At 33.2% G+C, this 15,924-nt stretch carries 9 protein-coding genes; 3 read left to right on the top strand and 6 right to left on the bottom strand.

The window, feature by feature from the left end; genetic code table 11:
* The first annotated feature begins 1 nt into the window (after position 1).
* Both pglX (ACG72T_RS08890) and ACG72T_RS08885 read left to right on the top strand, forming a co-directional pair.
* On the top strand, positions 2–1,711 hold the full coding sequence (pglX, locus tag ACG72T_RS08890) for a BREX-1 system adenine-specific DNA-methyltransferase PglX (RefSeq protein WP_395265907.1): 1,710 nt from the start codon (positions 2–4) through the stop codon (positions 1,709–1,711).
* A 514-nt stretch (positions 1,712–2,225) separates the two neighbouring features.
* Positions 2,226–3,314, top strand: a complete 1,089-nt coding sequence (locus tag ACG72T_RS08885) for a tyrosine-type recombinase/integrase (RefSeq protein WP_395265855.1) — start codon at positions 2,226–2,228, stop codon at positions 3,312–3,314.
* Positions 3,315–3,369: 55 nt separating this feature from the next.
* On the opposite strand, the gene ACG72T_RS08880 is transcribed toward ACG72T_RS08885, so the two are convergent.
* The 6 genes from ACG72T_RS08880 to ACG72T_RS08855 form a co-directional block, all read right to left on the bottom strand.
* Positions 3,370–3,684 (bottom strand): hypothetical protein, encoded by a 315-nt coding sequence (locus tag ACG72T_RS08880; RefSeq protein WP_395265854.1) that lies wholly within the window; start codon positions 3,682–3,684, stop codon positions 3,370–3,372.
* A 36-nt stretch (positions 3,685–3,720) separates the two neighbouring features.
* Positions 3,721–6,855: a BREX-1 system adenine-specific DNA-methyltransferase PglX gene (gene pglX, locus ACG72T_RS08875; protein WP_395265853.1), complete on the bottom strand. Its 3,135-nt coding sequence runs from the start codon at positions 6,853–6,855 to the stop codon at positions 3,721–3,723.
* A gap of 16 nt (positions 6,856–6,871) precedes the next feature.
* Positions 6,872–10,525, bottom strand: a complete 3,654-nt coding sequence (brxC, locus tag ACG72T_RS08870) for a BREX system P-loop protein BrxC (RefSeq protein WP_395265852.1) — start codon at positions 10,523–10,525, stop codon at positions 6,872–6,874.
* Between the two features lie 12 nt (positions 10,526–10,537).
* Positions 10,538–11,113 (bottom strand): DUF1788 domain-containing protein, encoded by a 576-nt coding sequence (locus ACG72T_RS08865; protein WP_395265851.1) that lies wholly within the window; start codon positions 11,111–11,113, stop codon positions 10,538–10,540.
* Between the two features lie 2 nt (positions 11,114–11,115).
* Entirely contained in the window at positions 11,116–11,709 is a 594-nt protein-coding gene (locus ACG72T_RS08860) for a DUF1819 family protein (protein WP_395265850.1), read from the bottom strand.
* Positions 11,710–11,844: 135 nt separating this feature from the next.
* The gene (locus tag ACG72T_RS08855; protein ID WP_395265849.1) at positions 11,845–12,540 is read right to left on the bottom strand and encodes a DUF554 domain-containing protein; all 696 of its coding nucleotides are present in this window, start codon (positions 12,538–12,540) and stop codon (positions 11,845–11,847) included.
* Positions 12,541–13,051: 511 nt separating this feature from the next.
* On the opposite strand from ACG72T_RS08855, the gene ACG72T_RS08850 reads away from it, so the two are divergent.
* The gene (locus ACG72T_RS08850; RefSeq protein WP_395265848.1) at positions 13,052–15,667 is read left to right on the top strand and encodes an isopeptide-forming domain-containing fimbrial protein; all 2,616 of its coding nucleotides are present in this window, start codon (positions 13,052–13,054) and stop codon (positions 15,665–15,667) included.
* Positions 15,668–15,924: the final 257 nt, after the last annotated feature.

The following is a 15,924-nucleotide window of genomic DNA, read 5'->3' as shown; positions in this document are numbered from 1 at the left end:
AATTCTTGTTATACCAACGTTCAGAAAATTTCTGAACGTTTTTTTATTTTCTCTTATATCGTTCACTCCAAACTATAATCGAGGGGTTATTAAGTCCATCGTAACCGATATTGATGAAGCTGACTTCGATGTTTCTCAGGGTGGTCAAGTTGAGATCATTGGGTGGATTTATCAGTATTACAATACAGACAATAAAGAAAAAGCAATTTCATCCCCTAAATCACATAAATTTAGAGATACTGAAATTGCTTCTGTGACCCAAATCTTTACCCCTGATTGGATTGTCAAATACATGGTTCAAAATTCGTTGGGTAAACTTTGGATAAAATCGTTGATTGAAAAAGATGATTCACGTACTGAGGAAGAAATTGCATCCACTTTTAATTGGAAATACTACATGTCAGAAGCAAAACAACCAGATAACGTAGTTATAGCGTTAAAGAATATTGATGAACCACTTAAAGATATTAAACCAACCGATATTCAAATGATTGATCCATCCATGGGATCTGGTCATATCTTGGTATATGCCTTCGATGTATTAATGCAAATTTACAAATCAGAAGGATATTCTGAACGAGAAGCATCAAAATTAATTGTTTCAAATAATTTACATGGCTTAGATATTGACACTCGTGCATTCCAGTTGTCATACTTCGCTGTTTACATGAAGTTAAGACAATACAATAGACGTGCATTATCAAGTAATATCAAACTCAATATTTATGACGTCCCTGAGACAAATGAGACCAATATTGATGATTTTGAGCCTTTGTTTGAGAAATTATCAAATGATTCTATTGATTCCATAAGATCATTAGTTAACTTATTCAAAAATGGTAATGATTTGGGATCTCTTATTCAAACTCAAAATATTGATTATTTAAGCCTTACTAATGATCTAAATAAAGTTAATATTGATCAATTATCGTTTGAAATAATTCCTCTTTTACATCAAGTGGAAATGTTAATTAATGTTTCCAAACTACTTGGTTCTTATTATCATGTCGTAATAACCAATCCACCTTATATGGGATCATCAAGAATGGATCTATCATTAAGTGATTTCTCTAAAAAGTATTATCCTAATTCAAAATCAGATTTATTCTCAATGTTCATCGAACGTTGGAATAAATCCATCCTTCCTGGTGGATATAATTGTATGGTTACCATGCAATCATGGATGTTTTTATCCAGTTTTGAAAAGATGAGGACCCATCTGTTGGAAAATTACACAATTTCCAATCTTATGCACATGGAAAATAATGTTATGGGAATTGCATTTGGCACAGCAGTCGCTGTTATCAGAAATACTAAAATACCTAAATTCATCGGAACATATCACCAAATCAAAACAGCAGACGCATCTAATAAAATTCCTACATCGGTTCCAATTCCTGGAAATAGGTTTAATCGAACTAACCAAGCGAACTTTAGTAAGATTCCTGGTAGTCCTATTGGCTATTGGGTACAAAATTCGATATTTGATTTATACATTAATTATAGAAAAGTTGAAGATATTGCTGATGTAAAGAAGGGGAGTTTCACAGGCGATAATAATCGATTTTTAAGAAGATGGACGGAAGTGACTAGTAACAATATCGGATTCAATATTAAAGATGCTTCAACTTCTGTTAAGTCTCAAAAAAATGGTTTCCGTATAATAAGGGTGGTGAATACCATAAATGGTTTGGAAATAGGGACTACGTAATAAATTGGTTTAATGATGGTGAAGAATTAAAAAAATTCCCCAAATTTGGGCTTAGAAATCCGCAGTATCTCTTTAAAGAAGGAATCACATGGTCTTCCCTCAGCTCAGGGTCTCCATCCTTCAGATATTCTGAAAATGGTTTCATTTTTGATAGTAAAGGACCAATGATATTTACAAAAAAAATATATTATTTATTAGGCCTGCTTAATTCAAAAGTCAGTGACTATATTCTAAATGTTTTATCACCAACACTAGACTACAATCCCACGGCAATACGAAATATTCCGTTCATTTATAATAATGTTAACTTAGAACATACTATTAATATTATTAAAAGCTCTATAATTTTATCAAAACTAGATTATAATTCATCCGAATGGTCATGGGATTTCCAACAACATCCATTCCTAAATCACATCGCTGATGATAAACAATTATTCAGTACAAAATTATTGGAATATAGTTACGTATGTGCCAAAATTGTGACAACTGTTCCGTTCGGGGGGCACAAATAATGGTCAGTTATCGTAAAAGAGGAAACGTTTGGCAGTACGAAATATCGTATAAAGATCAATTTGGAAAATATAAAAAGCTCCGCAAATCAGGCTTCACACACAAATCAGAAGCTATCTTAGCAGCCAGTCAAATCCAAATCGAGCATCCTAATTTATCTAGTGCAAAATCAAGCGAAGAGCCTTTAGTCAGTTACTACAAAAGATGGATCAATATATTCAAAAAAAATGTTGTTTCAAAAATAACATATAACAAATATCAAAATACTGCTAACCATATTTATGAAATATTTGGCGAAATGCGACTTAAAGATCTTACTAAAATAAGATATCAAGAAGGGTTAAATACTTTTGCCAAAACTCATGCAAAGCGCACTGTATCATGCTTTCATAAACAAATTAGAGCTTGCTTGTTAGAGGCTCTAGACGAAAAAATTATCATTACGGATCCGACTAGAAAGGCAGTCATTACTGGAATTGAGCGACCTAAAACCAATAAATTTTTAAGTTATCAAAATTGGTCAAAGTTAATTCAAAATCTAAATACTAACAGAGCCGACGAAATGATTATTTATATTGCGGCTGTTACCGGCATGAGATACGGTGAAATTGTCGGTTTAACAAGTAAAGATATTGATTTCAAAAATGACTATATCAGCGTAAATAAAACTTGGGATTATAAATATAAAACAGGTTTTATGAAAACTAAAACTAAATCTTCAATTAGAAAAATAGCTATCGATGACCAAACAATTATGAAGTTAAGGGGCTTTATAAATTCACATATTATTCAGAAACAACAACCAATATTCATGAACGAAAATCAGCATATTATGGTAAGTGCTGAGATAAATAAGTCATTAACAAATAAACTTGAATCATTAAATATCCCCCGAATAACCTTTCATGGATTAAGACACACGCATGCTTCAGTCTTACTCTACAAAGGTGTTAGCGTACTTTCAGTTTCAAGAAGATTAGGCCACAGTAATATTACAACTACTCAATCTACCTACCTTCATATCATCAAAGAATTGCAATCCCAGGACCAAGATAAGATTGTTTCCATCTTAAATACTGTCACAAAATAGTTGGCACTTTTTTTGGCACAATAAAAGACTCTCCCACTTGGAAGGGCCTTTTTATTTAGTTATATTTTGACAAAATTTTCTCGCCATTTTGTAATTTTTCATAATTTACAACCACACCATCATCTAAATCAAGTGCAATCTTTTCGTTGGCCAAATGTTGAATAACAGTATCATATTTTTTAATTTCAGATAATTGTTTTGTCACATGTGCAAGTTCTTTTTCTAATTTCTTTTTTGTCTTGATCACAGTTTCGACATCTATGAACTGCTCTAATTGATTCAGACTAGTTTCATATTTACCTTGCAATGGATGCAAATAGTTGCTCCGGATCATAGCTAATTCGTTTTCATCATATCTATGTAGATACATCAAAGCCTTGAATCCATTTGCTTTACCACTTGAAAATTACCAATAAATTGGACGTTTTTGATATATCTTTTTGTGATCCTTAAAGAAGTCTTCCACAAAGTATCTTCGAATTGAATCTTCATCACTATCAGCTTTTTTACCAACAACGGATGCTATATATTGTAAATTATCAGACAACGTTTCTTTGCCAAAGGTAACGGTCAAGAATTCTTTTAACCGATTGATAATATCACGTTCATCATCAAAGTATTTGGCATCGTTCAACATTAATAAATTATCGTCATTTGGCACAAACATTTTGTATTTAGATGCGTCCCACTCACCACCGGCAAATGCTAAACCATCAGTATCCAATGAATAACGACCAAACACTACACCGATAAAGTATGAGAGAAATGATTTGATATCGCGTTCTTTGTCAGCTAATCGTACCGATACATCTTTGTCAGCAACTTCAGGCGTTAATTCATCTTGTAAGCCATAAAGATCTATAAAAATCTTGTTCAACTCTTCTTCATTGGACTTCAGTTGATTAAATCTATCTTGAGCTTCTGACTTCCAAATATTAAAAGCATTTTCTACCTTTCCATCGACTTCTGTTCGCTTATCATCAGCGATGTGATTTAGGAATGGATGTTGTTGGAAATCCCATGAAGTTTCAAAGGAATCCCAGTCTTTTTTTGATATAGAAATATTCACTGTAACTATTGAATTAATATCTCCATTATCAAAATCTTTAAATGGCATTTTTGCAACCTGGCCATTAGTATAATGCATTGTACTCATTGTTAACTTCGCCAAGTAATTAAATACAGTGGAATTCAAATACGCTAACATTTCATTAAGGTTATTACCAAAGTAACTCGGACCAGAAGCATCAAAAATAAATCCACGAGGGGTATATCTCGCACTGAAAGATCCTGAAGTTAGGTCAGTCCAACTTAAATTTGGTTTAAAATAGAATTTTTCATTCTGAATATTTGCTTTTCCATTATTCTTTATTCTATAACCATCATTTAACCAGTTAATGATATATATTTGATTGCCATACCATTTTCTAAAATTGCCACCTTTATTCAGAGGAATCCAGTAACCAACATTATTAGAAACTTCGTGCCAAAATCTGTAATATAGAGCATTCTTGCCCGTATCGAGTCCTTTTTTTGAGTAACCATAATCACTAATTTTTTTAGATTTTTGAAAAATAGAAAACACGTTACTACTTGTCCAATAAGCAATAGGACTACCAGGAATCTTACTAAAGTTCGCTTGGTTAGTTCGATAAAGATAACCACATTCAGGATTTTCGATGGCTTCAAGCGTCTTTTCTTTCTGTACTTCCATACCACCTTTAAAGTCAGATAACTTAACGTATACACCATCAGTATTATCAGATGGCGTATTTTTAATTACAAAGGTGTTAATTGGCACAGTGGCTTCTTCGAAGGCAGAATATTCCATTTGAATCAAACTTGAAATTTTTTTATTTTGAACTAAATAAGTTCGCAACTTTTCATAAGTCTTAATAAACATCCAGACAAAAGGAGTCATATAGGCAGAGTAGCCATTTTGAGCTAGCCACGTTGTATTGTTATAAATAAATACAGAGAATAGATCACCTGCATAATCAGCGTAATTCTTTTTAACGTAAGCCTTTAGGTTCTTATCCATCTTGTTCAAATAAGGTGGATTAGTCGCAACTACGTTGTATTTGATGCTCATATCTTCAGCTAAATCAAGAATCCTTAGGACAGTGTTTTTTGCTTCTTGAATTCCATAAAGATCAATTCCAGTTTCGGGAATATTTTCAACTGCAGTTCTCAACTGATCAAAATCATACTTTTTATCAATTCTGATGATAGATCCCAATTCTTTGGCATCTTTAAATTGACTGACCAAGTATTGTAAATCATCCTTGATTTCGGTTGATACACGATCAAAGAATTCTGGATTGATGTCGTCACTTTCGACGAATACGTGAAGATTAGGCTTAATATCAGATTTTCTTAGAATTCTACGATTATACTCTCTAGCTTTCATCATTAAAGAAAATGAGGCTAATTGGAAAGCTCGTTGATCAATTTCCAAACCATACAAATTTTTAGTGATAATATTTACCGCGGCATCACGAGCAGAATAACCTTCTTCAAGATATATCTTCATAAAGATATCAAAAGCGTAAATTAAAATGTGCCCTGAACCCATAGCGTTATCCATTAATTTAATATCTTGAATATCTTCATTACTATTTGGCACAATATCCAATTTTTCAGGGAGTAAAAATTTCAAATCATTTTTAATTTTGCTATCAGGATGACGTTCTAGCCAATACTTTCCTAATGAGTTATCAACCATATAGCGAACTACCCAATCGGTTGTAAAAAGTTGTGTAGCAGCAGGTATGTCGCTCTTTTTAACAGCACCACCACTAATATTAACGACTTCATCATGGAGTTCTGTATTGTAATACTGATAAATCCACCCAATAATTTCAACTTGACCACCTTGAGAAACATCAAAGTCAGCTTCATCAATATCGGTTACGATGGACTTAATAACCCCACGATTATAGTTTGGAGTGAACAATAATTCTGCATAATCGTTAGTCTTTTCAAACAAATATGGTAGGTTCTTGTTCAAAGCATTTACTTGTTTAATAAACAACATTTTATACAGATCATCCATTTTAAGAGGATCTTCAGTTTCCCAGGCATCATCGATCAATTGTCTATCATCATCGGAAAATGCCCCTAGATCAGCTTCTAAGCTCAATGGATCAATCATAATATCTGGTTCGTTACGATTCTGTGTACTTGATAAAACCCTAGTTCTGCTTGGTAAGTAATCATTAACTTCCATAAACCGAATTGCCACAATTCGATTAAACCAAGTGTAAGCAACTTCTTCAGTTAAATCTGTAAAGGCGGTTTGATAATCACTCTTTTTGGCACGAGTTTTTAATTCTTCAACTAACTTACGACGTTTTGGAATATCTTTGCCAACCAATGGCACCTTATCATCAACATAATATTCGATTTCATTAGTTGAAATTTCCAGCTTGTCACTGATACCGTCTTTAGTTATTCCAAATAATCCTGCTCGTTGCCTTACCATCTCTAGTAAGTTTTCTCTGGAATTTATGGCAAACTTTTTTATTGCATTCTTATCCATCTGAATACCTTTCCTATTATAATTCTAAAATAATTTTCTTCTTCTCTTTAAGTTGATCAGCAAGAACCTTCTTTAATTTATCTAATTCTCTATCAATGTCTGATTCATCATTGATATACCAAGTTTTAGCAACACCAAGTGATTTCAAATTCAAATGTGTTGGTGTTATTTCTTCGGTTGGAGTTGATTCATCATCTGACTTTTCTCTTTCATTACCAGTATTAGCATCTTCATGCTTGTTTCTTAATTTCCGTTCTTTTTCAGCTTGTTCACGTTCAGCCCGATTTCTCTTTATACCAAGCTTATCAACTAAGCTCTTATAACGATTACCACAAACTGAAGCTTTATTATCCATAACCATCAGTTTATCTAAATCGACTGAATCGATGGCTTCTTGAGTTATTCTTTCAAAATCTTTATTGATTCCCGCTTCCACTTCATCAGCAAATCCATTAGCGCGAGCATAATCAAGTGCACTTTCTTTTTCAACTTCAATAATCGATTTCATTTTTTCAAGTTGTTTATCAAACTCTATGTTGTAGCTTTTATTAAAACTTTCGTTTAATTCCTTTAATCGATGCACTTGTCCATTGGGTTTATTGGACAAAAGAATCTTTTTAATATCGGCAACTATTCTTGGTACTTCACTTCCTGATATAAATGCATCTGAATTATTGTAGATATTTAACATCTTTTGGGCATTTTCCCAAATACCTTGTTGACTTTCGCTATTATAGAATTCAATAATCCCATCATCTTCCATATCGTCATGCCAATCAAGTAAGTCATCTTTTTCCTTGCTTGCATAATCATAAAAATTATCAGCATCACTAATATCATAGAGTCTCTGGAACATTGCACTGCCTTTTTCAAGAAGATTCTTACCAGGATAATAATTAGGCATCGAATTATTTCTCTTTAAAATAAGCATATTAGATTTAATCTTTTCCTTTAATTCACTCATAACTGTATCATCCTCATCATTTGAGAATGTAAGTTTGTTAAAGACTTCATCAGCAATTTCAAGCACATCACGTTTTTTGTCAGCTGAAATTTCACGTCGTGGTTCAAACTGAACCTTGTCAATATATGACTTCTTAGTAAAATATTGTGAAATTGTCAAAGGATCAGTCTCTGAACTCCAACTTATTGAGGCATTGTTAACATATAGTTTTAATTTAGCATCAACAAACAACTTTGCAGCCAGCCATTTAATATCAATATCTTTATAACCGTATGGAATCTTACTAAACTTATCCAAAATCGACTTATATGATATCTTATTTCGACCATCAAAACTTCTAGTAATACTGTCCATAAGAGCTTGAGTAGCCTGATTATTTTCATCAGTTTTAATTTTAAGGTCATTTTTCTTAAACAGAGTCACAATATCTTTTTCACTTTTTGTAACTTCAATATAGCTAAGGTTCCGATAGACCTCATCGATTAATTCTACTTCTGCGTCATTTAAACGTTTGAAAAAATCTTTTCCATTGTTGGCCAATTTCTTACCAGAAATATAAATGTCAGCTTGTTGTAATGCTTCCATCAACTCTTTCGTTGAATTGTTTGCCAAAGTGCCACTCTCTGAAACCTTCACACTTATTATTTCACGAGATCGTGCATCGTTTGACTGATTATTATTATCCCGTGCAAATTTACGGATTTTTAGCATTTGATGCATATCATCGATATATGAACTCTCCTCAGGCATATCAATAATAATTGGTGGTTGCGTGGGATCAATCGACAATCTAATTAGTTCTGTCTCATCTTGATGATAATCACTTTCAGGTGTATTTATCTTGATGCTCATTTCATTATTAGTGGCTCCAACCGGATAATCATCAACGTAGGTATTGAAGGAGAATGTATACTGATTGTTCAATTTAGGATAAACAAAGCGTTTAGAAATATTATTAGTTGTAAATAATTGATTACCAATATTCTCTGAAATTTCACCTGGATCAACATTTTGTTTAGAAATTTGTTTACTAATATCTTGCTCAGCATCTGTTAGAAATTCGTAACCATGAGTTGTTTTTTCTACTAACTCTTGATTAATCAAAATAGCTAGAGCCTTTTTAACTTTATTTTCTAATTCAATTCGGTCAGTATCAATTGAATTAATCATTAGAGTTGTTACGTTATTCAATGTGGCATCAAAGTTTTTAACATACTTCACCATAAATAAAGTTTCCAAAACTTCCACAGCGAATGGCTTTGGTTCATTATTAGGATTGATTTTCTCATTATCGATTGCGTGTTGAATAACAATCGCATGCGTATGATCCAAAAATTGTTCCAATCCCCTGAAGAAAACACTATATGGAATCAAAGTTCGAGTATCTTTATTCTCATAATATTGAGCTGACTCTTGAAATACTGCCAACATCGAACGTTCACCTTCGGCAAGATGCTTACCGTCAGATCCGTTCTCACGAATGGCCGTTAGGGTTTGCTGCAACAATACAAACTGATATGGTACGAATGGATAAACACTTGCAAACGCTTGAGCGTCATCATACTTTTTGCGCTCGACATCCCCATCAAAATCAATCAAATTATTAATAGAATGTCGTTCGTCATTATATGTTTTTTCCAAAAGATTTTGACTTTCATTTGTTTTAGCTAAAAGTCGCTTTTTAATAACTTCATCAACGTTAGCTGATGACATTGAAATTCTAGTATGAAAACGTCCTTGAATTTTTGAGAAATCTTGGCCATTGATATTATTAGTTACTTTATCAATTGCTTGTTGACTTGTTACAATCACCCACGCCTTACCTTGAGTATAAGTACCTAAGTCCTCAACAATACTTTGTAAATTCAACATTCTTTGCTGTGAATCACCAATGTATTGACCAATTTCATCGACTAAAAAGATCATATGATAATCATTAGATTGTTTCTTAATATACTGATTAACCATTTTAGCAAATTCTTCAACACTGATTGAATAATCTGAAGAAAGACTATCAACGAATCCCTGAGCATCGGCATCTGACATGTAATCAATATTAACTAAAGTTTCTTTAATAGTCCCCTTCATAAAGGCAAAGCCATTTCTTGTTTCAATCCACTCCTTATGATCATCATTAAGTCGTTTAAATTCTGCTTGAAAGTCCTCATAACGGCCATCATTAATCATTCGTCTTTCTAAATCGGCCAACCAAAAACTTTCTCCAGATAACCCTAACTGTTCGTTAAAGACTTGTAGAAAGACATTCAGAATTGCATTTCTTTGTTCCTTATTGTTATCCCGGGCTTTGGAATCAATATTGAATAGCATGACTTCATTATCAATTCCTGTAGCTTTCTTCATATTACTGATAGTTTCCGTATCGGTTATTTTATTATCATCGGTAAAATAATCGAGTGCTCTTTTACCTTTGACTTCACGGTTTTCTAAGAGATATGAAAGAATCTTCAAGAAGTGAGATTTACCTGATCCGAAGAAACCAGATATCCAAACCCCCATATTTGTGGTGTTATTACCAATACTATTGGCATATGCCTCGAAAAAATCCTTGAAATGCCCTTTTAGTTCTCTTGTAACAACATATTCCTCAAGTTCCTGCTTAATATTATTATCTTTTTCATCACCAATCGTGATAACACCTTTAATGTTACGATCAATTGGTTTAGCAAATATATCTCTGATAATCATTATTATTTTCCCCTAATTTATTTGAAATGCACGATAATAGTTGTCTTCTTTTAGTTCTCCAAACATACTCAAACTCAAACTATCATATTTTCCTGGGTAAAATAATACCACAGGTACATCTGAAATAATTTGATGCATAGTATTTAATATTTTATGTGCCCTTATTAATGGATAGATTTGACCTATTCCCGTCAAAAAGACTATTGTATCAGCATTTATTTGTTCCTTAATATACTTAACTAGCTCATTGTCAGAACTAGTCATTCTCAAAACATTATTTATTTGTTCAGAGAGATATTCAATTCCGTCATCTTTTTCCATTTTAAAAACAGCTTCTTTAATACCTCTCTTTTCAAGTAATTCCCACATAATGCGATAAAGATTAAATTCTTTAATCTCATGGCCGATAGTTTCCACGTTATAATCTCGTTCAATACTATCGATCTCCCTACGCAAGATTGGATAATCTTTAGGATCATATGCCAATATATAATAAGACACTTCATTTGATAGTCCTTGACTATGTTGAAAATCCTTATTTTTTAACTTATTTCGTAAATGTTCTAACTTGGTTACTGTTGAGCTCATTTTTATCTCCCTAAAAAGATGGCTAATATCTTATTGTCATTATTAGACGTCATTAAATCTTCCAATCGATAATCCATGATTGGACGGATCACTTCATCATATTCACCTTGATCTTTCATTAGATCGGCTTCACGAATAAATGTTTTAAAAATCCCGGTCAATCTTTTAATTGTTTGATCGGTCCAATTTGCTATTTGTACACTTTCTTGCTGCTTGCGATTGAAAAATCCAGCAACTTCATAATCATAGAGTTTTGCATCCCCTACAATTAATTCATCTCGATATGTTTCGTACATAAAATCTTCGAATAGCGGGTTCAATTTAAGAATCGACATTAAATTGATTAGCTTCTTGTCAGCCAACAGTAATGAAGGATAAATTTCAATATAACTCGAATCTAATTTTGCAATTCTTCTTTTTAAAACATTGTTCAAGTCCCTCGATCTGGCTTCACTTGTTTGATGAAAATAGTTATCATTAATACTCTTATTTCTTATTTCATCAGCGGTTAAGCCATTATTTAACAAATCAATATATTGAGAAAATTCATCTTGCCAAAAAGAATGCGACACCATTCCGGCACTGTACTTTTTCATTCGTCCACTCTTTCTAAAACAAATTTCGAAGCTATACTCCTTAGTATATATTATAAATTGCTTATTTAGACATAAGAAAAGCCACTCCGTCGAGTTTCTGCAACGTGAGTGGCTTAAATTTATACAATTCTTTTCTTAAAACAACCCTATAACTGCAATCGCCACAATAGGTACCAACAAAGCCGGCAACAAATTCAAAACTTTGATTTTCTTAATATTCAACAGTCCTAATCCTGAGGCAAAAATCAAAATTCCACCGACAATCGTCAATTCCGTGATCATGTTGTTATTGATTGAATTTTGTAACAACATAGCTATCAAATAAATACTACCTTGCCAAGCAAATACTGCGATTGCTGCTAGAGCCATTCCAAAACCAAACGTTGAGGCCAACACGATTGAAGTAATTCCATCGAGCATCCCATTAGTGAACAAAAAAGTGTAGTCCTTATTCAAGGCTGCTTGAATCGGCCCTAAGATCGACAATGAACCAATACAATACAACAAGACGGCAGTTGCTAACCCTTCAGCTAAATTTGCTTCTCCATTTGCAGAAGGTTTAGAAAACTTCGCAACTAAATTATCAAAATGTTTTTCCAGATCAAGCCACTGACCAAACAGTCCTCCCACGGCCAGACTAACAATAAACAATACGGGATAGTGACTTTTAGGCATATATTGAACGACCGCATTTATACCAACGGCTATAGCAACAAGTCCCAGGGCCTGTGTCAAAATGGCATTATATTCTGCTTTGATACCTTTTTTAAAATAGCTTCCTAAAAAACTCCCAATTAAAATCATTCCCACATTAAAAAATGTACCTATCATAAGATCCTCCATATTTAAAATTATGTTGTTAATTAAAAATTATAAACTCTCAAACTACTAGAGGGTCAAAAAAATTATTACTCATTTGTACAGTTACTCTTGTTTCGGTAGCATACTTGGTTAGATCCATCCGTAATACCATACCAAATCAATTCAAAATGATAGCATCTGCATCCCCAACCTGAGCAATTTGCACATTTGTCCGTTCAAATTATTCAGTTGAATAACATCGGTAATTATTATCTGAGTTAATCTTTGCTGGCTTCAACAAGCCTATCTCATCGTAATAGCAGATGATAAGTATTCTTATTCGAAAAAAACTCGATACCTGTGCAATTGTGATAATTTCTCGATTCTATACCTCTCTGAATCTTATTGGGAATATTATGTTCAATTTTAGATAAAAAAACAATTAATTATCGATACATTATTTTATTTGTTATGAGGTATAATATACTTGTTAATTGAATATTTAGCATCATTTTATATTTCTAGGGGGGAGGAGTATTAAATGTTGAACTCTTACAAATGTATCCAAAAATTCTTTGGTATATTTTTTATAGCATTATTTTGTTTCCTAGTTTTTAATAATAATTCACTTACCGTTAAAGCTGTTTCGGAGAGTGATGTTATTAATAACCTCGGTTATTACGTTGATGACGGCGTAACTAACTGGAGCCCTGTTTATAAAAATATAATTGGATCTATCCCTATCAGTGACAATGTCTCATTGGACTATACTTTTGGATCAGCGCGTGACAGTTCCGGTAATGTTATGAGTGGTGACCCAACCGTCACTACAACCAATACCAACCTAAATTCTGGTTATGGTGCTGGATATAGTTATTATTCAAAAATAAATGTTTTCATAAATTATAACGGTAAATATTATAGTATCGTACATCAAGGTAAAAATTCCTACATTTCTTCAAATCCTGAAAGAGCATCTGACACTTCAATAGACTTTAGCCTCCCCTATGGGCAATCAGATTCATATATTTCAAGTTCAGTATTGCTCAACTTAAGTCCTAAGGTTTTATTCTCCGGTACAGAAAATGGTCGCAGAGTATTGAAAATAGGTGGCTATTTACAAAAGCAAGGGGTCTATGCAGAGGTTCTTTTACGCCCCTCTGCTACTGGCGCCCCAATAGTTCAAAGAGAACTTTATGTATATAAAGCTGATAATTCTAAAACTACTCAGTTTCAAACTTTCTTTGGTGAAGATACTGCAATGACTTCTGACAGTTCAATCTATGACAATGTTCAAAACCCTACAGATTTCACTAATGGTGACGATGTACCATTATACGCTATTGGTGGTGGACAAGGATTATACATAAATAGTTCCGCATCCAGTAATGGCATTAAATCAAAGCTATTTGTTACTAATAATGTAGCGGATGGATTCAAAGATTTTATGGGATTAGCTTTTGCCAATCCTTATAGATGGTATGAAAAAGGTAAACAATCTAAATCATCAGGTGGCGGATTTATTTCCCATCCTACCCTGAAAGTCGGAGATCATGATCCTGATGATCCGGATAAAAATGGTGATACCGATAAAGTAGCTGGTACTCCTTTGCTTTATGGTCAAACTTCTGCTAACAGTGCAATCTTCCCAGTTGTTGATGAGAATGGAAAACAAAATTCCGCCTACCTTTTAAGATGGCCAGCTGTAAATGGTATGGCGTCCGGAGAAACTATGCATTTTTCATCAACCATAGGTTCAACGATTTCTCCATATGCTATACCAGTTGTAAGTAAAACTTATACCAATACCAAACAACAAAATGGACTCAATCATGTTGGTGATACCCTTCACTTTAAACTAAAGGTCAATAATCAAGGCTTAAATTCAAATTGGTCTTTTAATAATCTAGTTGATAATTTACCCGCTGGACTACAGTTAGATACAAGTTCTGTTAAATTTAGTTCAACTTACTTCTCTGGAACTACAGGTTCGGGTGATAATCAGCATGATATTATGAAAGATGGTCCTTCTGGTTCATTTATTAACGATTCAACAAGTCAGTTGAATATTACCCCAAATGCGATAATCCATGATAAAGGGACATATACAGTAACTTTCGATGCTACAGTTACCCTAGATGCTCTCAGCAATTTGACCAATGGCGCTTTGACCAACACCGCAACTTTCACCGGTAACAATAAGAATACTAATGGAACTAATGTTGATAATAATAGAAATTATACCGATAGCGTTAAGATTCCAATTGCTTCTTCTACTTACGTTCCAAAGTTTATAAAAACTTTACGTAATAACACAACTAATCCTAATGGTTCTTTTACTACTGCAGCTACTGCTAAAAAAGGCGATGTTATTGATTACAGAATTCAACTCTCAAATACTGGTACTGATAGTTTAAAGAGTGCCACCTTTAGTGATACTTTGCCAGAAAGTCTTAAATTAAATGATGGATCAATTAAAGTAACTAATAACGGTATTGTTACTCAAACTCCAAGTTCATTATCATTCAATTTAAGCTCATATAGTTCTCCTATTACCATCGATTTTCAAGCTACAGTCACGAGTGTCAAAAAAACAACCTTTTCTAATATTGCGGTCCTAGACAATATCAAAACTAGTTCTGGCTTATCATACAATAATTATGAATCAAAGGCTGCAGTGTTAAATATCACTGAAACTGCACCAACTATGTCAATTGACGATTTTCCGTCATCCATTGATTTTGGTAGTATCAATTCGGATGGGCCAAAAAGAATGTTATCAAACATAAAAACTAACGGTAGGTTAGTGGTCACTCATACCAGTGACACACCATTCCAAATCACTGTAGGTTATGACAATGATGGCAGTGCGGCTATAGCTACCCATGATTCCAATGGTGATATCATACAGAAACTTGTTCAAACTAATAACGATGCTCTATATTTCAATCAAAACAGAAATAACTATGAAGAAAATTGGACTCCAATTTCCACTACTGGTATTCCAATTAAATCTGATGGTTTCTCAGGCTCGGTTAATCAAGAAGATTTAACCCAATATATCGATACTGGTAAATGGAAATTACTAGTTCCAGCTGGAACTAGTGCGGGACAGTACAATGGTACAATTACATGGGGGATTGCTGACTCGCTTTAAAAATAAAAGGGCCTAAATCAAATCGTGTTGATGAGAACCATTTCTAAGAATCATGCCTTAATTGATATGATTCTTTTTTTTCGCCCTTATAAATTGAATTCATATAAAAAATGTCTTCGACTCTTAAACTCAAAATGACCACGCTTTAGTAACTTGCTTTTTCTATTGATTCTTTAAAAAAATATTGTACAGAGCTGGTACCCCCCTTACTTTTCTTGGCTGTTAAGTAATTGTACCTACTATATTTTTTATTCAAT

Source organism: Companilactobacillus sp. FL22-1, from assembly GCF_043951805.1.
Taxonomy (GTDB): Bacteria; Bacillota; Bacilli; order Lactobacillales; family Lactobacillaceae; genus Companilactobacillus.
This window is presented reverse-complemented; position numbering and strand designations above follow the sequence as displayed.

Excerpts from the sequence above, each read along its gene's own strand:
- ACG72T_RS08885 (WP_395265855.1), top strand. The coding sequence starts at position 2,226 with ATGGTCAGTTATCGTAAAAGAGGAAACGTTTGGCAGTACGAAATATCG.
- ACG72T_RS08880 (WP_395265854.1), bottom strand. The coding sequence starts at position 3,684 with ATGTATCTACATAGATATGATGAAAACGAATTAGCTATGATCCGGAGC.
- pglX (WP_395265853.1), bottom strand. The coding sequence starts at position 6,855 with ATGGATAAGAATGCAATAAAAAAGTTTGCCATAAATTCCAGAGAAAAC.
- brxC (WP_395265852.1), bottom strand. The coding sequence starts at position 10,525 with ATGATTATCAGAGATATATTTGCTAAACCAATTGATCGTAACATTAAA.
- ACG72T_RS08865 (WP_395265851.1), bottom strand. The coding sequence starts at position 11,113 with ATGAGCTCAACAGTAACCAAGTTAGAACATTTACGAAATAAGTTAAAA.
- ACG72T_RS08860 (WP_395265850.1), bottom strand. The coding sequence starts at position 11,709 with ATGAAAAAGTACAGTGCCGGAATGGTGTCGCATTCTTTTTGGCAAGAT.
- ACG72T_RS08855 (WP_395265849.1), bottom strand. The coding sequence starts at position 12,540 with ATGATAGGTACATTTTTTAATGTGGGAATGATTTTAATTGGGAGTTTT.
- ACG72T_RS08850 (WP_395265848.1), top strand. The coding sequence starts at position 13,052 with ATGTTGAACTCTTACAAATGTATCCAAAAATTCTTTGGTATATTTTTT.